Below are 23,410 nucleotides of genomic sequence, written 5' to 3'. Positions count from 1 at the left end.
AATTCTGCCGGCTTTTGTGTCCGTTCACCGGAGTCGCCCGGTACTGAATCGGAGGCCACATTATATGGACGCGGGCGCTGATACACCAACAACCGCCACGCAATAGTTGAGACCCCGTAAATTTCGAATACCGTCAATAGCCATTTCCAATAGCGGAATTCCCGCATGGAGAGTCGGTAATGCTGCCCGTATGCTCGCCTGCAGTGAATAGATGACCGTTTTTCACCCTGAGCAAGCGGAACACTATGAAACCGAACATCAAAGCCTGCGGGCAAGCCATGGTAACCGCCATGGTCAATGCGATACTCGCTCTGGCGCTGATGCTGCTGGTGGAGTTTGCCATCAGCGGCACCTTCCAGGTCGCGGAGCCCTATCTCTGGGCCGGCCTGTTAATCTGGCTGGTGATCTTCGTGGCCCAGTTCTGGCGCCAGCGCCATCTTTGCCGATCAGACGACCAACAATTCATCAAACACCCCGCAAAAACCACCGACCTGCCCTGACCTTCCCGCGCCCCGGCCCGGTTGCCCGGGCCCGCCGGCGAAGTTTCGTGATTAAATCGCAAATGCTGCTAATGTAAAGGGAATCAACCTCGATCTCCTGACAGGTAGGCATTTTCATGAACTTGAGCACCTCCATCGGCCTGCGCACCAAAATAGCCCTGCCCTTCGCCATCACAGCCATTGCCCTGATAATCATAGGCCTGTTCAGCGTCAGAACCGTGCAGAATCTGGTCTCGGATGCAGACGCCATTGCTGACCAGTTCCTGCCCGCAGTCAGTGAGGTGCTCAACGGCGATCGCGACCTCTACCAGGCGCTGGTGGCTCAGATGGCACTGATTGATGCAGCCCGTGCCGGTGAACCCACCAAGGGTTTTACCGGTGACTTCGACGAGAACGTCCAGCAAGCCAAAGACCGCATGGGCCAGGCATCGAGGCGACTGTCCGGGACCGGCGTTGCCTCGATACTGACAGGTTTTGATGCCGCATTTGAGCGCTGGGAACAATCGGCAAGGAACGCGATGGCGATGGCCACCGCCGGTGACAGCCGGGGCGCCCGCGCCCTGATGCAGACCGAGGGAGCCCCTAAGTTTTCCACCCTTCGGGATTATTTTGACACAGTTGGCCTTCACGCCGACGAACTCGCCCACGGGAGAGCCCGGGAAGCATCGTCAGAGGGTCAGAACAGCTCGGTGGTGATTCTCGCCACCACCGCCGTGGCGGTCTTGCTCGGCGTGATTCTCTTCCTGGCCTTCATCAGGATGATCATTGGATCCATTGCCGTGCTGCGCAGACAGCTGGACAACATCGCCCAGGGAGAAGGCGATCTGACGCGCCGCATCCCGGTGGAGACCAATGACGATCTCGGCCAACTGGCCACCAGCTTCAATCAGGTGCTCGCCAACCTTCAGACAATGATCGGCGCCATTCAGCAGCTCAGCAACAAACTGGATGATGGTGCGCAGGAACTGGCCACCGCAGCACGGGACAACAACAACGGCATAAGCAAACAAACCGACTCCATTTCCATGGTGGCCACCGCCGTCAATGAAATGCAGAGCGCCATTGAGGAGGTGGCGGGCAATGCCTCCCGGGCGGCGGAAATTACGCGTTCAGCGCAGGAGAAGGGCAACAACAGCGCCACCATCATTCGCAGCTCGTCAGAGCAGGTACGGCGCCTGGCGTCTCAGATCAACAAGGCCGTGGACGTTATCCGCAAGCTCGCACAGAATTCGGAGAACATCACCTCGGTGCTGGATGTCATCCGCGGCGTAGCTGACCAGACCAACCTGCTGGCACTCAATGCCGCGATCGAAGCGGCGCGGGCCGGCGAGCAGGGGCGAGGGTTCGCGGTCGTTGCCGATGAGGTACGCACCCTTGCTCAGCGAACCCAGCAATCTACAGAAGACATCCAGGCCATGATATCCACGCTGCAAACGGGCGTATCGGATATCGTCGCGGTAATGGAAACGGGCAGCCACGAAGCGGTGGAAACCGAGAAGCTGGCCACCGAAGCCGAAAGTGAACTGAGCGGCATTCTGGCGGCCATGGCGGACATCAGCGACATGAACATCAGCGTGGCATCGGCCACTGAAGAGCAAACCCAGGTGGTGGATGAAATCAATCGCAGCGTGACTGAGATCAACGATCTTGCGGCGGAGAGCGCGCGTCGTTCGGAGGGAATCGATTCCATCAGCAAATCCCTTGCGGGTTATGCGGATGATCTCAAAGGTCAGACTGGCCGGTTCCGGGTCTGATCCGGAACCGGCACCCCTGACCTGCAGGCCAGCTTATTGGCGAATGCCCTCTACCGAAATCTCGATGTGGACGGTCTCAGAGGCTTTACCGAGATCCATGGGAATGCCGAAATCCGCCAGCTTCAGCTCGGTTTCCGCTTCGAACCCCATGCGGTAGCCGCCCCAGGGGTCTTCGCCATGGCCCAGCAGTTCCGCTTCCAGAGTAATTTCCCGGGTAACACCCCGGAGTGTGAAGTCACCGATGATATCGGCCTCGTCGCCATCGTCGTCCAGCACGATCCGGGTGCTTTTGAAAGTGGCTTGCGGGTACTCATCCACGTAGAGGAAATCCTCGTTGCGCAAATGCTTGTCGCGTTCGGCGTGGTTGGAATCCACGCTGCTGGTGTCAATGCTGACCTCCACTGAGCTGTTTTCCGGGTTCTCCGCGTCATACACGAACTGGCCATCGAAATCGTTGAAACGACCATAGAGCCAGCTATAGCCCAGGTGGGAAATCTTGAAGGTGACAAACTGGTGAGCGCCTTTCTTGTCGAACGCGTAGGTGCCAGTGTGTTCCGAAGCCTGAACAGCCCCGACAAGCGACAGGGATACGGCAGAAGCCAGCAACAGTTTTTTCATAACACTCTCCTTTGATGAAACAGCCCGATCAGGGGCGAGTCGATATTCGATTCAGGGATTGCAAACACTATCGGTAAATACCCAGCATCCGGCGCAGGGTGTCGTCTTTGTCCAGCACATGGTGTTTGATCGCCGCCAGGGCGTGAATCACAGCCAACACGACAATTGCCCAGGTGGCCCAGTAGTGCACCTCTCCGGCGATGTCCTCCATACCTTTCACCCGCCCGGTTACGGACGGTACATCAAACCAGTTGAATACGCTGATCGCGGAGCCGTCAGCGGTGGAAATGAGGTAGCCGCTGACCATGGCGACGAACAGCAGCACATACAAAAGCCCGTGGGCAACGTGCGCCGCGAGCACTTCCCAACGCTGGTGGCTCGGCAACGGGCGGGGCGTCGGATTCATCAGGCGCCAGACCACCCGCAACACCACAGCGATGAACAGCAGGATCCCGATGCTTCGGTGAATGTCCGGACCAAGCCGGTACCACTCGTCGTAATACGAGAGACCCACCATGTAATAGCCAAGGCCAAACAGACCAAATACGGCGATCGCCACCAGCCAGTGCGCCACGATACTGACCACGCCAAACTGGCTGGACGAATTGCGGATTTGCATGAAGAGAAAAACCTCGCTCCCTGATTGATTTACATTCTCGATGGTCAAGTCTAGTAAGGCAGGCGGCCAAAACCAACCAAAATGTTTTGGATACCAACATCAGAATTTCTGACCGAACCCCACCCGGAAAGTTCAGATTCCCATTATGGGCGCTTCCACCGGACCAGCCCTGCCGACCTTCACTTCGGTTAACCGCTATATCAAAGGTCTGATACGGGTAATACGGATTGTTGGAAATGATCAATGCGATAGACTTTACCCATACTTGAAACCCGGTTGGGTGACTCATTGACCGAGAGGCTTGAAGATGGAAATTGAATTCGACGAAAGCGTTGTCGTACCCAGCAACAACTGATGCTCTGGCGGCCTGAACAGGGCCGCTGCATTGTCCGCCCCGGCGGCATCGATCACACTCACCTCACTCTTTTCCCGGTTTTTTACATTAACGGGTGGCAATACCGCGTAGTTTTTGGCAATCTTTCGCAACTGCATTGCTGACACCTCGTCCCTGAACAGGCATCTGCAATATTTATCTACAGTTCGACCGGCCCGCGCTGATGTCGATGTCTTCGTTTTTAGACCCTGAAGAGCCTATGTCGCGAACCCTTCCTGATACGATGGCAGCACCGGATATTGATCTGCTGTCCCCCATGCTCAACAAGGAAGGTGATTCATGGACAGCAGACTACCAGGGCCTGACCCTTCGAACGGCACTGCAACCGATTTACAGCATCTCCCATAAACGGGTGGTGGGGTATGAGGCACTGATTCGCGCCTTCGACACGGATAATTCGGCGGTATTGCCGATCCACCTTTTCGGACTGCCAGCCTCCAACGCGGAGAACCTGCTGCTCGACCGGCTGTGCCGATACCTGCACATTCGCAATTACTCCGGCTTCCACGATCAACTCAACTGGCTGTTCCTGAACGTATCGCCGCAAGTGGTCACCAGCGGCAGCCGGGCAGACGCGTTTTTCGGCCAATTGCTAGAGAAAACCGGATTGCCCCCACATCGAATCGTCATGGAAATCGTGGAACAGCCCACGGACGATGCCGACCGGCTGCGGGAAACGGTTGCCTATTACCAGAACCTGGGCTGCCTGACAGCGATCGATGATTTCGGCGCGGGCCACTCCAATTTCGAGCGTATCTGGAACCTGTCTCCGGACATCGTAAAGCTGGATCGCAAATTGCTGACCCGGGCCACTGACGACCACAAGGCCAGACAGATACTCAACGGGATCGTGTCCCTGCTCCACCAGTCCGGCTGCCTGGTGTTGCTGGAGGGTGTGGAGACACGGGACCAGGCGCTGATAGCGATCGACGCCGGTGTGGACTTTGTCCAGGGTTTTTATTTCAGAAAGCCCAGTATCCTGTTGGCCGACATACCAACCGAAGCCGCCGACTTCGATCATCTGCTCAACGAGTACAAAAGCCAGAGTTTGGTCACCCGGGACCCGACCCAGCAGCTGATCCGTTTTTTCTCGGGGTATTTTCAGAACACCGTGGAAAAACTCAATAGCGGCGCCAGTCTGTCACAGGCGTGCGCCCTGCTGCTGGGGCACCCGGCGGTGTCGCGGTGTTATCTGGTGGATGATCGGGGAGTTCAGATCGGCGACACACTGGTGTCGGACGCCATGGCAGGCAGCCTGGACCCCCGCTTCCGACCACTGGAGAGCACCACCGAGGCGGATTGGTACCGGCAGCAATACCTGAGGCAGGCGCTGGCTCAGCCCAAACGGCTGCAGGTGACAGCGCCCTACCTGTGCATCACCGGCGCCTACATGTGCGTGACGCTATCACTGGGCTATTATCACCAGAACCCGCGGCAGGACGAGCTGAGGGTATTGTGCTGCGACATTCTCGCCAATCCCACGGACGGCATCAGGCGACTGGACTGATACCGTAGACCACGCTGATGACCGCCACGGTCAGCAGGCCGATGAACAGATTCATCGGCACCCCTACCTTGACGAAATCCGAGAACCGGTAACCGCCGGGGCCAAACACCATCATGTTGGTCTGGTACCCCAATGGCGTGGCGAAACTGGCCGATGCCGCCATCATGACCGCAATCACGAACGGCTCCGCCGGCACACCAAGAGATGTGGTCATGGACAGCACCACCGGGATTACCAGCACAGCGGCGGCATTGTTGGTGATCACTTCCGTGAGCACCGACACCGCGAAATAAACCAGCAGAATGGTCAGTAACGGATGGCCGCTACTGATCCCGAGGATGCCTTCCGCCACGTACCCGGCCGCTCCGGTTTGCTCGAGCGCGGCGCCAAGGGCGAAAGCGGCGGCTATGGTCAGCATCACGGGCACGTCAACGGCCTTCTGGGCCTGTCCCACCGAGCAGCAACCACTGAGAATCATCAGCGCAGCGCCCATCAGTGCAGCGTTCAGCATGCTCAGCAGACCACCGGCGGCGGCTCCCACCAGTACCAGCAGGATCGCCCATGACAACCAGGCACGGTCATGCCGGGGCGTCTCGGTTTCCAGATCGTTGATCAGCAGGAAATCCTTGTTGTAGCGCTGGCGCGTCACGAACGCCGGGCGGGCTTCCAGCAGCAGCACGTCGCCCGGCTTCAGGCGGATGTTGCCGAGATTGCCGGAGACCCGCTCACCTCCCCTGGCTACGGCCAACACAACGGCACCGTAGCGGTCACGGAAACGAGCATCGCGGATGGTCAGCCCCAGCACTTCCGACTGCGGCGACAGCGCCGCCTCAACCAGCCGGCGCTCCGCCCGGTCTTTGCTCAGGCTGGGCTCATCATCGTGTACCGACGGCACGATGCCGTTAATGCGCAGCAGATCGGAAATGGCCTGGGTATCGCCGGCAAACACCAGCCGATCGCCGCCTTGCAGCCGCTCCTCGGAGGGCACCGCGGTGACCACGCTGCCGTCCCGCTCGATCTCCACCAGGTACAGTCGTTCGAGCTCTCGCAGGCCGGCCTCACCCACGCTCTTGCCCACCAGTGGGCCATCAAAGGCAACTGCCACCTCCAGAGTGAACTCCCGCATGGAGCCGAATCTCTGCTGATCCTTACGGTCCGGCAGAAAGCGGGGCAACAGCAGCAGCATCACCGCCAGGCCGATGACCGCCACCGGCAAACCCACGGCGGTAATGGAGAAAATGGAAAACCCCGCTTCCCCCGTCAGCTGCTGATACTGGCCGTTGACCACCAGGTTGGTGCTGGTTCCGATGAGCGTCAGGGTGCCGCCGAGGATGGCGGAGTAGCTCAGGGGGATCATCAGTTTGGACGGGGCAATGCCGATTTTCCGGGACCAGGCGTGAATCGCGGGGATCATCGTGGCCACAACAGGGGTGTTGTTCAGAAAGCCGCTCAGCAGGGCCACCGGCAACGCGATACGGGCCTGGGCCGAGCGCACCGAGCGGGGGGAACGCAGCAAGTGGTTAACGATCAGGTCTACGCCACCGGAATGGTGGATGCCCGCCGCCACCACGAACATGGCCACCACAGTGATCAGCCCACTGTTACTGAAGCCCGCCAGGGCCTGATCGGCGGTGATGATACCACTGGCGCTGAGCACCACCAGCACGCCCATCATAACCAGATGGGGGCCGAATCGCCCAACGCTCATCAGTAACAACGCAACGCCCGCCAGGCTCAGCGCAAACCAGCCCTGCCAGTCCATAGATCCTGCATCCTGAGAATAAAGGACGCAGGATAACGGCTTTGCCGAATACTTAGAAAGAATAAAGGATGCTTTTTAAAGCACTTTCAGCAATATCAGACTTCGATGTCCGCCATATTGCCGTAAGTTTCCAGCCACACCCGCCGATCAGACGCCCGCTTCTTGCCCAGTAGCATGTCCATGCGGCTGTCGGTGTCGTCGCCGTCCTCGATGGTAAGCATCACCAGCCGGCGGGTATCCGGGGCCATGGTGGTCTCACGGAGCTGAAGCGGATTCATCTCACCCAAGCCCTTGAAGCGGGTGGTCTGGATCTTGCCACGGCGATTTTCCGCCGCCAGGCGGTCGAGAATGCCCTGCTTCTCATGCTCGTCCAGCGCGTAAAAAGTTTCCTTGCCCAGATCCACCCGATACAGCGGAGGCATCGCCACGAACACGTGCCCAGCGGCCACCAGCGGGCGGAAATGTTTGAGGAACAGCGCACACAGCAAGGTGGCGATGTGCAAGCCATCGGAATCCGCATCCGCCAGGATGCAGATCTTGTTGTAGCGCAACCCGGCAAGATCGTCAGAGCCGGGGTCAACGCCGATGGCCACGGCAATGTCATGCACCTCCTGGGAGGCCAGAATCTCACCGGAATCCACTTCCCAGGTGTTGAGGATTTTGCCGCGCAGCGGCATCACCGCCTGGAATTCGCGATCCCGCGCCTGCTTGGCAGAACCCCCAGCGGAATCCCCCTCCACCAGAAACAGCTCGGAGCGGTTGGTATCACTGCCCGAACAATCGGCCAGCTTACCGGGCAGCGCCGGACCGGAGGTGACTTTCTTGCGGGCAACCTTCTTGGATGCCCGCAGCCGGCGTTGCGCGTTGTTGATAAACAGCTCCGCCAGAATCTCCGCCACATCGGTGTGCTGATTCAGCCACAGGCTGAAGGCGTCCTTGACCACACCGGAAATAAAGGCTGCGGCCTCGCGTGAGGACAACCGCTCCTTGGTCTGGCCGGAGAACTGTGGTTCCTGCATTTTGAACGACAACACGTAAGCACAGCGTTCCCAGATATCCTCCGGAGACAACTTGACGCCGCGGGGCATCAGATTACGGAACTCGCAGAATTCCCGCATGGCTTCCAGCAGACCGGTCCGCAATCCGTTCACGTGAGTCCCGCCCTGGGCGGTGGGAATCAGGTTCACGTAGCTTTCCATGACCGCTTCGCCCCCTTCCGGAAGCCACTGGATCGCCCAGTCCACCGCTTCCTTGTTGCCGGAGAAGCTGCCGGTAAATGGGTCCAGTGGCACCGCCTCGATATCCGCCAGCGCCGTGCGCAGATAATCCCGCAGTCCGTCCTCGTAGCACCATTCGTCCTTCTCGCCGGTTTTCTCCTGCAGAAAGGTGACCGTCAACCCCGGGCACAGCACCGCTTTGGCCCGCAGGTTATGACGCAGACGGCTGACCGAGAAATTGGGGCTGTCAAAGTAGGACGCATCCGGGGTGAACTTCAGCCGGGTACCGGTGTTGCGCTTGCCCACCGTATCGATCACCGCCAGCTCGGAGGCTTTGTCGCCGTTGGCGAAAGTCATGCGATGCAGCTGACCGTCCCGCTTGATGGTCACCTCAAGGTGGGTCGACAGTGCGTTGACCACCGACACCCCCACTCCGTGCAAACCACCGGAAAAGTTGTAATTGCCCTGAGAGAACTTGCCGCCGGCGTGCAGCCGGGTCAGGATCAGCTCGACACCCGGCAGGCCTTCCTCTTTGTGTAGATCCACGGGCATACCGCGGCCGTCATCCTCAACGCTCAGGGATCCATCACTGTACAACACCACATCGATCCGGCGGGCGTGGCCGGCAAGCGCTTCGTCGACACTGTTATCGATGACTTCCTGCGCCAGGTGGTTGGGGCGGCTGGTGTCGGTGTACATGCCGGGGCGTTTGCGAACCGGGTCCAGGCCGCTCAGGACTTCAATGGCGTCGGCGTTATAGTCTTGCTGGCTCATAGGAAGGAACAGACTCCGCGGATTTGTTATAAAACTGGCCCATAGCTTAGGGATTCGCGGAGAAAGATCAACGGTTGTTTTCGCGTCAACGCTCGCGGGTCAGGGTATCCATGCCGGCACCGGACACTTTCAGGCGATCCCAACCCTCAGGTGTTATCGCAAGCACCGCGCAGGGGGTGGTCAGTACCTGAGCCACCAGGGTGTCTGCTGCGGGCTGCCGGACCGTCATGGTCACCTCCAGCGTACCGTCGCGGATCTCGGACTGATCAAGCGTGACACCATAGCCCCCGGTGGGTTTCTGGCCAAGACTGACCAGAACCAGATGCTCACGCTCGAAATCCACGGCCCTCAAGGTATCCAGCGGCAGATTGCGGGTCGGCAGGCCAGACAGCCGTTCGATCTGACCGGCGCTGTCCAGATACACCAGCCCTGGAGCGGCGAGACCGCAGTGGTCTGACTGGGTTAGCTGGCGCGCCAGCGGAGCTCCTTCTGCGGTCTCCCCGCGGTTAACAGCGCACCCCACCAGCAATCCTGCGGTCACCAGCAAACTGACGTATCGGGTAGCGGGGCGGCCCTGCAATGGGTTCAACGGTTGGTCTCCACAGCTCTCACCGGCTCGTTTGGTGCCGTTTCAACAGATTTCAGACGATACCCCTCGAATCCATAGCGGGGCATGCCCATGGAAGTGATGGTCGGGCGCCTGAAGCTGGTACTCAGTGTGACATCCGCCAGCGGTGACTCGCCAATGACAATTTTTTCAGGCAGCCCGTTTACCGGGTACTCGGCGCAGGCTTCGCCGTTTTCACAGATCAGCCCGTTGTTGTCCATGTCTGTGCCGGCCACCAGGAAATACTCACCGGGTGGCACATCGTCAAAGCCATAGCGATACTGCCCATCGGCCGCCTCGACCACGCTCTGGGCCATGGTGTCGCGGTCATCATCGGTGCTGACCAGCAACACATAATGACGGCCGGCGTTCAGGTCTTCCGAAGAGCCACCGAACTGCAGGGTGATCGGCACGGTTAAGGTCCTTTCAGTAGAACTGTCCGTGCTGGTGTACCTGGCCTCCAGAGTGAACCTGTAGGATTCCGTCTGGTCGAGACCTTCAGTGTTCACAGATACGCTCACGGGCTCTTCCAAATTGAGAACACCGGTCTGGAGACTTGTACTAAGCCACGCTGGTGGCTCTGAAACGCTCAGAATATTGATAGCGATACCCGGATCAGAGGGGTACTTCAACAATTCCAGGCTCTGCGAGTTAACGACTCCGTTGAATTGCAGCGTCGACGGACTTGAGGCAAGCACCGTGGAAAAGTCTCCATCCAAAGCCGCATCTACCGATTTGAGCGCATCAATCATACCCGCGCCATATTCCGTAGAGTTGGGCGGAGAATTGGTCAACTCACCATTAACCAACAGGGTGAAAAACATGTCCGGTGTCATGCCGGGCTGGGCGGATTTCATTAACGCATATATTCCCGATACATGAGGCGCGGCCATGGAAGTACCCTGCAATCCCGCGTATCCCGGCACGAACACGCCGCCGTCGTCACTTCCCCAGGCACTGGGGATGACATCAGCAACCCCATCCTGATTGGCGTCACGACTGGCATCGCCGCCCGGCGCCACCAGATTCACCGAAGCGCCAACATTGGAATAGGAGGCTCGGACACCTGCCCCGTCAACCGCTCCGACGCCGACTACATTGGAGAAGGCAGCCGGGAATGTGGGTTCGTCGGTGCTCTGGTTGCCCGCTGCCGCAACCACAAGCTTGCCGTTGCCGCCGGCCCAGGCCCGGTCAATGGCGTCCTGCAGGCTCTGGCTGGGCCCCAACCCGCCGAGACTGAGGTTAATCACGTCAATTTCGCTACGGGTGGCGGCCCAATTAATGGCCGCTATGAGGTCGGCCGAGTTGCCCACCCCATCCTCGCCCAACACCCGCACAGGGAGAATGTCTGCCTCCGGCGCCACACCAATCACACCCTGAGTGTTATCGACCGCACCGGCAATACCGGCCACATGAGTACCATGGAAATTACTGCTCTGGGCCTTACCATCACCGGGATCGGCCGGGTTGGTATCGCGCCCCAGGGGATCACGGAAACGGTTGTCAATGTCCAGCTCTGCGGATACATAGTCCATAATCTGGCCCGGCAGTGTCACCACGTTCGCCACCAGGTCCGGGTGCCAGGCGCCCCCGGCAGCCGGCGTGTTGCGGAACAGCCCGGTGTCCATAACAGCGATACCTACCCCCACGCCGACATCCGGGGCCACCTGCCAGGCCAGCGGCAGATTAATCAACGGATAGTTCCACTGGCGGCTGTAGAGGGGATCGTTATCCGGCTCGACCACCTGAGCGCTGTACAGGTAGTTCGGTTCCGCATGAGCAATGTCCGGGCGCTGCTGCAAATCCCGGATCCAGGCCACGGTGTCTTCGCGGGCCTGTTTCGATGCCTGTGCCGACAGGGCCGACAAGGGTTGCGCGGTGGTCCGGCGGAGATGCCAGGAATTGCCGCCCAGCCGGCGGGCATTGTTGGCCGACATAGCCTGCGCCACCGCGCCGGCATCTTCGGCTGACATCAGTGCCGGCCGCAAAGTAACAACCGCTTCATCGAGCAGGAAATCCGGCTCAACGTATCGTGTGCTCATCACACTTTGGGCGCCTTCAGTCGCAAGCGTCAGCACATAACGAAATGGCGACCCTCCAGAGGTGCTGACCTCAATCAGGTACTCACCCGCTTCAAAGTCTGACGGCAGAACGGCCGAAATCGAGCCAAATCCCGAAGAATCGGGAGGGCTAAACGGAGACTCTTGACCGGTGTCCGCATCAATAATTCTGACCTTATATCGAGGACTCAATAAAGAACTCAGGAAAAACGCATCGGGCGAGCCGAAAACCTGAAGACTGATGCGATCACCGTCAGACAGATTGGCCGCGTAGGTATCCACCCGGTCCTCGGGGTATTGGAAGGTATCGGACGTTTCCGTGTTGTAACGCCCCGAAGTCGCGCTCAGATAACCACCGATCACGGCCGTGTTCGGTAAAACCTGCGCAGATCCGCGGTCGTTGTTGGTGCCGCTGACACCCAGGCGAATATCATCAGCGGTATCCACATCCACACGGGTGCGGCTCTCCATGGCAATGACACCGGATAGATCAGGCACAGGTTGAGCGTCGGACGATGATCCGCCACCGCCTCCGCCGCATCCGGACACCACGGTGCCCGCGATCAAGAGAATACCTGCACACCATCCTGCTCTTATTGTTTGCATCTACCCGATTCCAGTCGCGATTGCTTGCCCAGTGCTCAAGGATACAACACTGCATGACTTAGTAGTTGACGCTTTCTGTTGTGCTTACGTTCCCGAACTTTTTCCGGATGCAAAAAACCGCCGACAGGTTACCCAATCGGCGGTTTCAGGTGCTTTACGCCCTTCTGATTACAGAGCGTAGAACAACATTGGCACGAACGCTGTCAGCAACAGGGTCGGACCCATCACGGCCAGCGGCAGCAGTAGGCGCTCATAGCGATGCCAGAAGGAACCGGTACGCTCCGCAGCCAACACTTCGGTTTCGCCAACGACCTGCCGGGTAAGCAGGTGGTTCAGTGCCACCGGCGGGCTCAGATAGCCCAGCTCGAAGGCAACCAGACACACGATCCAGAAGTGCAGCGGGTCGATACCCAACTGAATTGCCGGTTGCGCGATGGTGGCAGACACCAGGATGACCGCGCCGAACGGATCCATCACCATGCCGATCACTGTCAGCATCACTACGATCACCATCATGGCGATCCATGGGCTGGTCAGGCTCTCGGGGAACAGGGCATGGACAATGTCCGAGCGCTCGAGAATACCGCCGAGACAGATCGAGAAGCCGATCAATGCCAGCAGGGCACCGATGTGAACCGCAGAATCACTGGCGGCCGCTGTGCTTCGCACCCAGAAGGCCTTTGCACGGCTTTGGCCCTCGTCCCGGCTGTCTCTGCCGGCATCCAGATAAACCAGACCCAACATCACCAGCGGCAGAATCATCGGCGCACTGTACTCGTTGAAGCCCAGCCCCAGAATAATCCAGATACCGAGAATCACGGCCAGGGCAACGGCTGCGTAAGGAGCCAGCGGCTTGAACTGTTGCAGGGATTCACGGAACGCACCCGGAGCCGGGCGCGGACGCCAGTTACCCTGAGTCTTGCAGACAATGATCGAGAACAGCGTGGCCGAGAACATGAAGACCCAGAAACCCCAGCCGTAAAGCTCGGTAGTGGTCACCTCCTTGTTCAACGCCGCCACAACCACAATCAGCAGGCACGGATTGAGCACCACACCCAGACTGCCCGACATGGCGGTGGTTGCCAGCGACAGCTGACGCCCGGCGCCGGCACGACGCAACTCATCGTAGACGACGCCGCCCACGGCCAGGATGAAGATACCGGAGGCCCCGGTAAAGGCGGTCGGGAACGCTGTAGCAAAGATCATCACCGACGCCAGCATGGGGGCTGGCAGCTGGTAGGGCTTGATGATGTTCAGCAGCAACTCCGGTATCCGCGTCTGCTTGAGCGCCATACCCACCAGAACGTAGAGCCCGATGTTGATGAACATGGACGACAGGTTCGCCATCATGCCGAAGTAGATCGCCAGCCCCGAGGAATACCCGTCCACGAAGAAGAAGTAGCTCATGGCGATCAGGCCCATGCCGCAATACAACGGAATGACCAGGCCGGAGGATGCATTAAGATTGCCGGGCTTCATGCGCTCAGGAATACTGAAGAGACGCACCAGGTTGATGACGATGAACAGTCCGAACACCGCGGCCCAGGCATACTGCAGCGTCATCGTCCCTTCCGACCCCGGCGATGTCGATAACCTCCCGGCGTATGACATCAGCGAGAACACCATCAGCCCGTTCACGGCCAGCTGCGTACCCTGGCTCAGGCGCCACTCGGCGCGGTTGCGAGGCAAGCGCAGCGCGATGTGATCGGCATCCAGCGCCGAAATCGCTGCCGCCATGGCAAACATCGCAATGAACAGGAACTTGGTCAGCTCGATGTTATCCAGCAGGAAAGACGCAAACCCCTGCTCTACCGACTTGAACACCGCCAGAGCAGCGGTGGCATGTTTCTGATTTTCCTCGAACATGACATGTTTCTGTTCGCACAACGCCACATTGCGTTCCAGCGATTTACGGATAGCGTCGGCATCCGGTGGTGAGCTGAACAGATCGTCGGGATCGGGCTCGTAGGCATCTAACCGCGCCTGCACCCGTGCATCGATATCTATCGAGAGCTCACAGGTAGGCTCAGTCGCGTCCGGATCAAGCAGGTAGTAATTCGGCCAGGTCTGTTCCCCCACCCAGAGCATTCTGGAGTGGAGGGAATTGCCCATGCCAAGCAGGAGGGTAAACAGCAGAAGCAGCAGGAGGATTACCCCGTGCGAACGATGCACGGGGTAAAGGGTTTTAGAACCTGCCGCTGAGAGGGCTCGCCAGTTCATGAAGGATCAGCCTTGAAGTTATTATTCGCGATCGCTTGCGGTGCATTCAGACGCAGACGGGTTGCTGGAGCAGCGGATCTTGCTGAGCAGGCTCATCATCTTCGGGTGGTATACCTTGTCTGCACCGTCAGTGCCATCCCGAAGCTGGAGGCGGTTGTCGCGGAACATCTCCTGGTAACCTTCAATATCAGTCTCTGAAATCTGGATCCACTGTTTTTCCGGGATTGCTTCTTCCTGGCCACGGATCAGGTTCATGGCCTGGCCGTACATGCCCCAGGCCACTTCACGGGACTTCTGTGCGGTCTCGGCATCCAGCGCGCCTTCACGAGCAATCACCTGGATGGTGAGCTGTGCCAGTGGGTAATCAACAATACCGCCGTTGTCGCCAACGCCCTTGTACAGTTCCAGCGCCTCGTAGGCGAAGGCCGGGGCATAGGCGGTGTCCACGGAGCCGTTATTGAACTTACCGGCAAAGTTGGTGATGTCGGAGGGCACAACGGTGGCCTTGACGTGGTTGACCATGTGAATGGCGTCTTTCTGGTAATCCAGGGTTGCCATGCGCTTACCGGCCAGCTCACCCGCCGTGTCGATGCTACGATCATTTACAAACAGGTATCCGGCGCCGATGGGCACGATCCCCAGCACTTCGTAGCCACCCTGCTGCATCAGCGGCGCCGCCTTGGGCTGCGCCAGCGTGGCCAGCACGGTCTTCAGGTCGTCATAGCTCGGAATCGCCCCAACCGCACTGATACTACCGGCGAACTTGTTGAACGGACGGGTGCGCAGGTCGGTAGCAGCAACGGCATCACACTGGCCGGAGTTGAAGTCGCCCACCGCAACGCCCTCGTCGGTGTAGGGGCGCAAGTCAAAATCGACGCCGTGGGCTTTCATTTCAAGGGCGTAGTCCTTGACCATATTGAACATGTCACCGTTAGCGCCGATGACGTCGAACACACACATCTTGATCGGTTCAGCCGCGGCAAAGGGTGCAGCAGCAACCAGGGACAAGGCAGCAAGGGATTTGCGGATCATAACTGACCTCCGGGTCATTCTTGTGTTTGTAAGAGTTTTCTTTCAACGCCTGTGGACGCCTGCTTACAGCAGGTCGTCCAGGTTCATAGTCTCGACTTCTTCGGCACGTTCAGGGCTCATCTTGCCGAAGAAGCTCTGGGGCGTACGGTAACCGTAATTCGCGGTCCAGTGTTTGTCGGAAGAGAACTGGATAATGTCGCGAGCGATCTCGTCGATTAACCGGTAGTCGTCGTTGACGACGATGGTGTTCTCGGCCTCCGCGAACCGTGCGATGACGTCTTCCAGAACGTCCGGACGACCGAAAGTTTCTGCGGCAACCGCCTCAAGTGCCATGGCAACCCGGAAGCCCTTGGCAACGGCCAGCTCAGAACTGTTCTCGAGAACAGCCCAGGGATCTGGTGACAGTGCCGGGCGGGTGTCGGGCAACAACAGCCATACCAGGCTACGAACCGCATTCGGGAGCCCGCCCCACTTTTCATTGTCAATACAGGTGGCAGCACGCTCAGCCTGGGGCGCGATGTTACGGGGCACACCCGCCATGGCACCGGAGTTGGCGTCGTTGACGATCGCCTGCATACCCGTCAGAACGCCGACCAGGAAGGTGAGCTCGTCCTGGTCGGAGAACAGGAATGGGCACTCGAGTGTCTCGGCTCCCGGGTCAAAATCGTAGGCCGCTATGGCACGCTGAAAGGCCATGTAGCGACGCTGTGCTGTTTCAGCATTGAGGCGTTTGGCGCGTTCGCGGGCGTCTTTGGCCGCCGGCACGTTGCCCGCGTAATCCTCACGAAGGTACTCCAGCTCCGCTTCCCAGGCACGTTTCTCCGAGCAATTGGCTGCGAGCAGCATGATCAGTGAGCCGGGGATATCGGGTGGCGCGGTCACCCGTGAAAAAGAATACAGCAGCGGATCGAGCCCCTCCCCCAGCGAACAGGCCATTTCCGTGTCAGACATTTGCAACACATAAGGTGTCGCCTCTCCCTCAGCGTAGTTGGAGAGCACAACGCCTGTTGTGGTGTAGATGGGATTTGCCGAACAGCCAGCCAGGAGGACCAGTGCAGCGAGGGCAAACAGCTTGTTGCGCATGGCAACCATGCACCCGACGGTTTTATCCAGTGAAGAGATCATAATTCGCCTTGTGTTCTAAGTTGTTTTTATAAGTTCGGGGTGTCTTTACACCCCATGCACCTTCGACGCCTGAAAGAATGCGGCGATTCTTGTCTTACAAAAATGGCTCGAATGCCGACCGGGTCATGCCGATCAGGCCAATGGCCCGGCAAGAGAGGAGATTCCTGAATTTATTTTGATTCAAATCAATAACTTCAGAAAGGACACATTCACAGTACATTTGTACCATTAATGAAACATTTTGCCACTGTGTTCCGGGCGGGCTAGTCAACCAACCCCATCATCGCGACCACCTGATCCGTCAGACCGTCAAGACCCAGCCCGCCATCCGGGCGGTACCAGGTCACGGTCCAGCTCAGGGCACCGGTCAACAAACGGCGCACCACAAACGGCTCGGCCCGCAGGTGGCCTGCCGCTTTGACCGCGTCCAGCACATCCAGCCACAGCTGCTCATAAATATCCCGCAACTCCAGCACGGCGGCCTGGGCGTCCTCCGAGAGGCTGCGCCATTCAAACACCAGCACTGCCATCGCCTCCCCGGTCTGCCCGTTGATCGATTCAAGCTCGGCACGGATCAGCGCCCGAAGTTTGTCCCGCGGGGCATCCACGGCGTCCATCGCGGCTTGCATCAATGCGGTGTTAAGACGAATGGTTTCAACCATCACCGCCTTGAGAATGTCTTCCTTGGTGCGGAAATGGTGAAACAGGCTGCCGGACTGAATGCCAACGGCTGCTGCCAGATCACGCACTGTGGTGCGCTCGTACCCTTTGTCCCGGAACAACCGGGCCGCTTCCTTTAACAGGCGCCCGCGAGCGCCAGCAGGATCGGAAACCAGGTTTTCTGCAATCAGGGAACGGAGAATGGCGTCTTGAGTCACGGGCTAGTCCAGGCGGCGAAACGATTTTGTAATTCTACCCGCAATTTGCCTGTTTACAAACCAAGCGCTTGCTTGGTATTGTCGTTTTTATCCTAAGCCAACCTCCGTCAGTGACGCGCACTCTGCTCCTGAACGGCCACCGGTCACAAGGCAACAACCATGGCAGATTCTCAAAAAACCGTTCGTATCGGCTGCTCTGCAGCCTTCTGGGGCGACACCGAAACCGCGGCGGCCCAGCTCGTTCACAAAGGCAATATCGACTATCTGGTGGCCGACTACCTGGCGGAAATCACCATGTCGATAATGGCCGGCCAGAAGATGAAAGACCCCACTCAGGGCTATGCCCGGGATTTTGTCCAGACCGTGATGGCACCGCTTCTGGGTGATATAAAGAGGAAAGGTATTCGTGTGCTGGCCAATGCCGGCGGTGTGAATCCGGTGGCCTGTCGCGATGCCCTGCAGGCGTTGTGCGAAAAGGCCGGCGTGGAACTGAATATCGCACTGGTGCTGGGCGATGACCTGCTGATGAAAAAGAAACCGCTGGCAGAATCGGGCATCACCGAGATGACCACCGGCCAACGGATGCCGCCGATGATGGTCAGCCTCAACGCTTACCTGGGCGCACCCGGTCTTGTAGCCGCTCTGGAACAGGGCGCGGACATAGTTATTACGGGCCGCGTGGCAGATAGCGCATTGGTACTGGCGCCCCTGGTTCACGAATTCGGCTGGAGCTGGAGCGATTACGACAAGCTCGCCCAGGGCAGTCTGGCCGGCCACCTTCTGGAATGCGGCGCGCAATCCACCGGCGGCAACTTCACTGACTGGCAGCAGGTCGCCGACGGCTACGCTGACATGGGTTTCCCCATTGCAGAAATCCGCGCCAATGGCGACTTCCTGATGACCAAGGCAGACGGCACGGGCGGAATGGTCAGCCGCGGCACGGTGGCAGAGCAGCTGGTCTATGAAATCGGTGATCCCCGTGCCTACCTGCTGCCGGACGTCACCTGCGATTTCACCGGTGTGGAGCTGACCGAAACCGGGAAGAATCAGGTCACTGTAAGCGGTGCCCGCGGCCTGCCGCCCACCGACAGCTACAAGGTGTCCGGTACCTGGCCCGACGGCTTCAAGTGCACCGTCACTTTCCTGCTTGCCGGCCTCGACGCGAAAGCCAAGGCGCAAGCCGTCGCCGAGGCCATTCTGGCGAAAACCGCCCGCATGTTCAGTGAACGCGGCCTGCCGGATTACACCGAAACCAGCGTTGAATTACTGGGCACAGAAGCCACCTATGGCGCCCACGGCCAGCGCCAGGATTGCCGGGAAGTGGTGGTAAAAATAAGTACCGCGCACCCCAAGAAAGAGGCCCTCGTGTTGTTCTCCCGCGAGATCGCCCAGGCCGCTACCGGCATGGCTCCGGGCATCACCGGCATTGTCGGCGGCCGCCCCACGGTGTGGCCGAAGATACGCCTTTATTCCTGCCTGGTGCCGAAGTCCGAGGTCACCGTGGCGGTTGATCTGGGCGGTGAGAAACAGACCGTCACAGTGGACACCGCCGGTGGCTTCGATGCCACCGCCGTGGCCGAACAGGCGCCCACCGAGGCATCACCGGCAACGGACACCACCGTTCGCCTGGTGGATCTGGCCTGGGCCCGCAGTGGCGACAAGGGCGACCACAGCAATATCGGCGTGATTGCCCGCCACCCGGATTATGTGCCCTTTATAGCAGAGGCACTGACCGAATCGGCCGTGGCCGAGTGGATGGCCCACACGCTGAACCCGGAAACCGGCAGAGTCACCCGGTGGGCCCTGCCCGGCTTCCACGCTTTCAACTTCCTGCTGGAACACAGCCTTGGCGGCGGTGGCGTTGCCAGCCTGCGCATTGATCCGCAAGGCAAGGCCTTCGCCCAGCAATTACTGGAATTCCCTGTGCCCGTTACCCGGGCCGCTCTGGAAAAAGGACAACGTTCATGAGCTATCAATCCATTTTTCACCCTGACCTGTTCAAGGGCCAGACCTTTATCGTCACCGGCGGTGGTTCCGGCATCGGCCGCTGCACCGCCCATGAGCTGGCCGCGCTGGGTGCCCGGGTAGCGCTGGTCGGTCGCAAGGCGGAAAAGGTCGAAGCGGTGAAAGCGGAAATCATTGAAGACGGCGGCATTGCCTCTGCCCACGCCTGCGATATCCGCGAGGAAGAGTCGGTCAAAGCTACGGTGAAGGCCATCATCGCCGAGCACGGCGGGCTGCAGGGCGTGGTCAACAACGCCGGCGGCCAGTTCCAGGCCCCACTGACCGGCATCAGCCAGAAAGGCTGGGAAACCGTCGTGCGCACCAATCTGACCGGCGGCTTCCTGATGGCGCGGGAAGCATACACTCAGGCGTTGTCCAAAACCGGCGGCTCCATCGTCAACATCGTCGCTGACATGTGGGGCGGCATGCCCGGCATGGGTCATTCCGGCGCGGCCCGCGCGGGCATGGTCAACTTTACTCAGACCGCCGCGGTTGAATGGGGCGCATCCGGTGTGCGTGTCAACGCGGTGGCCCCGGGCTGGATAGCCTCCAGCGGCATGGACAACTATCCCGAACACATGCGCCAGTGGATTCGCAGCCTGGGCGACAACGTGCCCATCAAGCGCATGGGCACCGAATCGGAAGTCAGCTCCGCCATCTGCTTCCTGCTGAGCGAGGGCGCCGCCTTCATCAGCGGTGACTGCCTGCGTATCGACGGCGGCGCCTCCCAGGGCGGCCGGGTCTGGCCACTGCCTAAAGCCAAGAACAACGAACCCTACAACGGCTTCCACCGCGCCATCACCCCGAAAGTGTTGAGCGAAGACTGAGGAGCACATAATGCAGGTCATCGAATCCACCGTAAGCCCCCAGTCGGACGACTTCCGTGCCAACGCTGAGGCCATGGAAGCCCACATCACCACCTTCCGTGAGGTGGAACAGAAAGTGCTGGATCTGGCCGAGGCGGCCCGGGAAAAGTTCACCAAGCGGCGCAAACTGCTGCCGCGGGACCGGATCAACCGACTGCTGGACCGGGGGGCGCCGTTCCTGGAACTCTGCTCACTGGCCGGCTACAAGATGCACGATGACAAGGACGGCAGCATGGCCGGTGGCGGCATTATCGCCGGCATCGGCTACGTCAGTGGCATTCGCTGCCTGGTGGTCGCCAGCAACAGCGCCATCAAGGGCGGCACCATCACCCCGGCTGGCCTGGACAAGACCCTGCGCCTGCAGCAGATCGCCATGGAGAACAAACTCCCGGTGGTGTCGCTATCCGAGAGCGGCGGCGCCAACCTGAATTACGCCACGGATATTTTCGTGCTCGGCGCCCGCGGCTTTGCCAACCAGGCCCGCATGTCGGCCGCCGGCATTCCCCAGGTGACGGTGGTGCACGGCAACGCCACCGCCGGCGGTGCTTATCAGCCGGGCCTGTCGGATTACGTCATCGCCGTGCGCGACCAGGCCAAGATGTTTCTGGCCGGCCCACCGCTTTTGAAAGCCGCCACCGGTGAAGTGGCCACAGACGAGGAACTTGGCGGCGCCGAAATGCACGCCCAGGTTGCCGGCACCGCCGAATACCTGGCGGAAGACGACGCCGACGGCATCCGCCAGGCCCGCAACATTCTTGAGGCCCTGTCCTGGAACGAACAGCTGCCACCGAAACGGGAACTGCAGTGGGAAGAGCCACTGCATCCGGCGGAGGAGCTGCTGGGCGCGATCCCGGCAGATTCCAAAAAGCCCTATGACGTGCGCGAGATTCTGGCGCGCATCGCCGACGGTTCGAAGTTCATGGACTTCAAGAACGAATTCGACGACCAGACTGTGTGCGGCACCATCCGCATCGAGGGTCATTCCGTTGGCATTATCGGCAACAACGGCCCGATCACCCCGGCCGGCTCCGCCAAAGCGGCGCAGTTCATCCAGCTCTGTGACCAGGCTGGAACCCCTCTGCTGTTCCTGCACAACACCACCGGTTTCATGGTGGGCACGCACTCGGAACAGAACGGCATCATCAAACACGGCTCGAAAATGATTCAGGCCGTGGCCAATTGCAGGGTGCCAAAGGTCGCAATTGTGATCGGCGGTTCCTATGGTGCAGGTAACTACGCGATGTGTGGTCGCGGTCTGGATCCGCGATTCATCTTCGCCTGGCCCAACAGCCGCACCGCCGTCATGGGTCCGGCCCAGGCCGGCAAAGTGATGCGCATCGTGGCGGAGGACAAACAGCGCCGCAGCGGCATGGAGCCGGATCCGAAGACCCTGGATTTTCTGGAGCAGGCCACGGCCAAGAAACTGGAGGACGGCTCCACGGCCCTGTTCGGCACTGCCCGGCTCTGGGACGACGGCCTGATCGACCCGCGGGACACGCGGCGGGTCGTGGCTTTGGTTCTGGACGTGTGCCGGGAGGCCGAGGCGCGGCAGTTGCGGCCTAATACATTTGGGGTGGCTCGGCTTTGATTCTGGTTTTCTGGAATCGGTCCCCCACACCCGCCACCCAAGCTTGAGGACCTGCACCGACACAAGCAGGCACGAACTCGATCATCAGTAGGAGAACAAGAACATGAAATTCACAGCCGAACACGAAGCCCTGAGAAAAACCGTCCGCGACTTCGTGGAGAAGGAAATTAACCCCCATTGCGACGCCTGGGAAGAAGCCGGCGAGTTCCCGATTCATGACCTGTTCAAGAAACTCGGCAACCTCGGCCTGCTCGGTGTCCAGAAGCCGGAAGAGTACGGCGGCATGGGGCTGGATTACAGCTACAACCTGGTCGTTGCGGAAGAGCTGGGCATGGCCCACTGCGGCGGCGTACCGCTGGCGGTGGGCGTGCAGACCGACATGTGCACTCCTGCCATCGCCCGTTTCGGATCCCATGAACTCAAACGGGACTTCCTGACACCCGCCATCGCCGGCGACATGGTCGGCTGTATCGGTGTGAGCGAAGTGGGGGCAGGCTCCGACGTTGCCGGCATGAAAACCACCGCCAAAAAAGACGGCGACGACTACATCATCAACGGCTCCAAGATGTGGATCACCAACAGCCCGAAGGCCGACTTCATCTGCCTGCTGGCCAACACGTCCGACGACAAGCCCCATAAGAACAAATCGCTGATCATCGTGCCCATGAAAACTCCGGGCATTTCCTTCAGCCCGCACCTGAACAAGTTGGGCATGCGCTCATCCGAAACCGCCCAGATTTTCTTTGACGACGTGCGCGTGCCCCAGAGCAACCGCATCGGCGCCGAAGGCACCGGCTTCATGATGCAGATGCTGCAGTTCCAGGAGGAGCGCCTGTGGGGTGCCGCCAACGTGATCAAGGCGCTGGAGAACTGCATCAACATGACCATCGATTACTGCCGCGAGCGCAAGACTTTCGGCCAACCGCTGATCAACAACCAGGTAATTCACTTCCGCCTGGCCGAGCTGCAAACCGAAGTCGAGGCCCTGCGCGCCCTCACCTATCAGGCCTGTGAATTGCACATTGAGGGCAAAGACGTAACCCGCCTGGCGTCCATGGCCAAGCTCAAAGCCGGACGCCTCGGTCGCGAAGTAACCGACAGCTGCCTGCAGTATTGGGGCGGTATGGGCTACATGTGGGACAACCCGCTGTCACGCGCGTTCCGGGATGTGCGGCTGGTGTCCATCGGCGGCGGCGCCGATGAAATCATGTTGGGCATCATCTGCAAGATGATGGGAACCCTGCCGGGCAAGCGCAAAGACTGATCAGGTGGAGTCTTG

General features: G+C 59.6%; 18 protein-coding genes. 7 read left to right on the top strand and 11 right to left on the bottom strand.

Going from position 1 to position 23,410, the window contains the following annotated elements; translation table 11 throughout:
* Positions 1-245 precede the first annotated feature (245 nt).
* Entirely contained in the window at positions 246-500 is a 255-nt protein-coding gene (locus R0125_RS03810; RefSeq protein ID WP_317237200.1) for a hypothetical protein, read from the top strand.
* 116 nt (positions 501-616) lie between these two features.
* Entirely contained in the window at positions 617-2,254 is a 1,638-nt protein-coding gene (locus tag R0125_RS03805; RefSeq protein WP_317237199.1) for a methyl-accepting chemotaxis protein, read from the top strand.
* A gap of 33 nt (positions 2,255-2,287) precedes the next feature.
* Here R0125_RS03805 and R0125_RS03800 read toward each other — a convergent pair whose 3' ends face one another.
* The 3 genes from R0125_RS03800 to R0125_RS03790 all read right to left on the bottom strand — a co-directional run bounded on the left by R0125_RS03800 (position 2,288) and on the right by R0125_RS03790 (position 3,983).
* Positions 2,288-2,872 (bottom strand): YceI family protein, encoded by a 585-nt coding sequence (locus tag R0125_RS03800; RefSeq protein WP_248182838.1) that lies wholly within the window; start codon positions 2,870-2,872, stop codon positions 2,288-2,290.
* 67 nt (positions 2,873-2,939) lie between these two features.
* Positions 2,940-3,491, bottom strand: coding sequence for a cytochrome b (locus tag R0125_RS03795; protein WP_317237198.1), 552 nt, complete (start codon positions 3,489-3,491; stop codon positions 2,940-2,942).
* 285 nt (positions 3,492-3,776) lie between these two features.
* On the bottom strand, positions 3,777-3,983 hold the full coding sequence (locus R0125_RS03790) for a hypothetical protein (protein WP_248182835.1): 207 nt from the start codon (positions 3,981-3,983) through the stop codon (positions 3,777-3,779).
* A gap of 101 nt (positions 3,984-4,084) precedes the next feature.
* On the opposite strand from R0125_RS03790, the gene R0125_RS03785 reads away from it, so the two are divergent.
* On the top strand, positions 4,085-5,392 hold the full coding sequence (locus tag R0125_RS03785; protein ID WP_317237197.1) for an EAL domain-containing protein: 1,308 nt from the start codon (positions 4,085-4,087) through the stop codon (positions 5,390-5,392).
* Here the strand turns inward: R0125_RS03785 and R0125_RS03780 are convergent.
* The 8 genes from R0125_RS03780 to R0125_RS03745 all read right to left on the bottom strand — a co-directional run bounded on the left by R0125_RS03780 (position 5,376) and on the right by R0125_RS03745 (position 17,673).
* Positions 5,376-7,154 carry an SLC13 family permease gene (locus R0125_RS03780; RefSeq protein WP_248182832.1) on the bottom strand — a complete coding sequence of 593 codons (1,779 nt, stop codon included), beginning with the start codon at positions 7,152-7,154 and terminating at the stop codon, positions 5,376-5,378. The genes R0125_RS03785 and R0125_RS03780 overlap by 17 nt on opposite strands.
* Before the next feature lie 95 nt (positions 7,155-7,249).
* A complete protein-coding gene (gene parE / locus R0125_RS03775; protein WP_248182829.1) occupies positions 7,250-9,145 on the bottom strand; it encodes a DNA topoisomerase IV subunit B in 1,896 nt (631 codons plus the stop codon).
* A gap of 85 nt (positions 9,146-9,230) precedes the next feature.
* Positions 9,231-9,734 carry a protease complex subunit PrcB family protein gene (locus R0125_RS03770; RefSeq protein WP_317237196.1) on the bottom strand — a complete coding sequence of 168 codons (504 nt, stop codon included), beginning with the start codon at positions 9,732-9,734 and terminating at the stop codon, positions 9,231-9,233.
* A complete protein-coding gene (locus R0125_RS03765) occupies positions 9,731-12,310 on the bottom strand; it encodes a S8 family serine peptidase (protein ID WP_317237195.1) in 2,580 nt (859 codons plus the stop codon). The genes R0125_RS03770 and R0125_RS03765 overlap by 4 nt, the downstream gene beginning before the upstream one ends.
* 276 nt (positions 12,311-12,586) lie before the next feature.
* Entirely contained in the window at positions 12,587-14,638 is a 2,052-nt protein-coding gene (locus R0125_RS03760; protein WP_317237194.1) for a TRAP transporter large permease subunit, read from the bottom strand.
* 21 nt (positions 14,639-14,659) lie between these two features.
* Positions 14,660-15,670 carry a putative solute-binding protein gene (locus R0125_RS03755; RefSeq protein ID WP_317237193.1) on the bottom strand — a complete coding sequence of 337 codons (1,011 nt, stop codon included), beginning with the start codon at positions 15,668-15,670 and terminating at the stop codon, positions 14,660-14,662.
* Positions 15,671-15,733: 63 nt separating this feature from the next.
* Positions 15,734-16,795 carry a hypothetical protein gene (locus R0125_RS03750; protein ID WP_317237192.1) on the bottom strand — a complete coding sequence of 354 codons (1,062 nt, stop codon included), beginning with the start codon at positions 16,793-16,795 and terminating at the stop codon, positions 15,734-15,736.
* A 263-nt stretch (positions 16,796-17,058) separates the two neighbouring features.
* On the bottom strand, positions 17,059-17,673 hold the full coding sequence (locus R0125_RS03745) for a TetR/AcrR family transcriptional regulator (RefSeq protein ID WP_317237191.1): 615 nt from the start codon (positions 17,671-17,673) through the stop codon (positions 17,059-17,061).
* A gap of 159 nt (positions 17,674-17,832) precedes the next feature.
* Between R0125_RS03745 and R0125_RS03740 the strand changes: the two genes are divergently transcribed.
* From R0125_RS03740 to R0125_RS03725, 4 genes are all read left to right on the top strand, one after another.
* Positions 17,833-19,641, top strand: coding sequence for an acyclic terpene utilization AtuA family protein (locus tag R0125_RS03740; RefSeq protein WP_317237190.1), 1,809 nt, complete (start codon positions 17,833-17,835; stop codon positions 19,639-19,641).
* Positions 19,638-20,504 (top strand): SDR family oxidoreductase, encoded by an 867-nt coding sequence (locus R0125_RS03735; protein ID WP_317237189.1) that lies wholly within the window; start codon positions 19,638-19,640, stop codon positions 20,502-20,504. Before R0125_RS03740 ends, R0125_RS03735 begins: the two co-directional genes overlap by 4 nt.
* A 10-nt stretch (positions 20,505-20,514) precedes the next feature.
* The gene (locus tag R0125_RS03730) at positions 20,515-22,131 is read left to right on the top strand and encodes an acyl-CoA carboxylase subunit beta (protein ID WP_317237188.1); all 1,617 of its coding nucleotides are present in this window, start codon (positions 20,515-20,517) and stop codon (positions 22,129-22,131) included.
* Positions 22,132-22,234: 103 nt separating this feature from the next.
* Positions 22,235-23,395: an acyl-CoA dehydrogenase family protein gene (locus R0125_RS03725; RefSeq protein WP_317237187.1), complete on the top strand. Its 1,161-nt coding sequence runs from the start codon at positions 22,235-22,237 to the stop codon at positions 23,393-23,395.
* The last annotated feature ends 15 nt before the right edge of the window (positions 23,396-23,410 follow it).

Origin of the sequence: Marinobacter sp. M-5 (assembly GCF_032911545.1) — a bacterium.
GTDB classification, from domain to species: domain Bacteria; phylum Pseudomonadota; class Gammaproteobacteria; order Pseudomonadales; family Oleiphilaceae; genus Marinobacter; species Marinobacter goseongensis.
The sequence above is the reverse complement of the archived record's forward strand: the minus strand, read 5'-3'. Positions and strand labels throughout refer to the sequence as shown.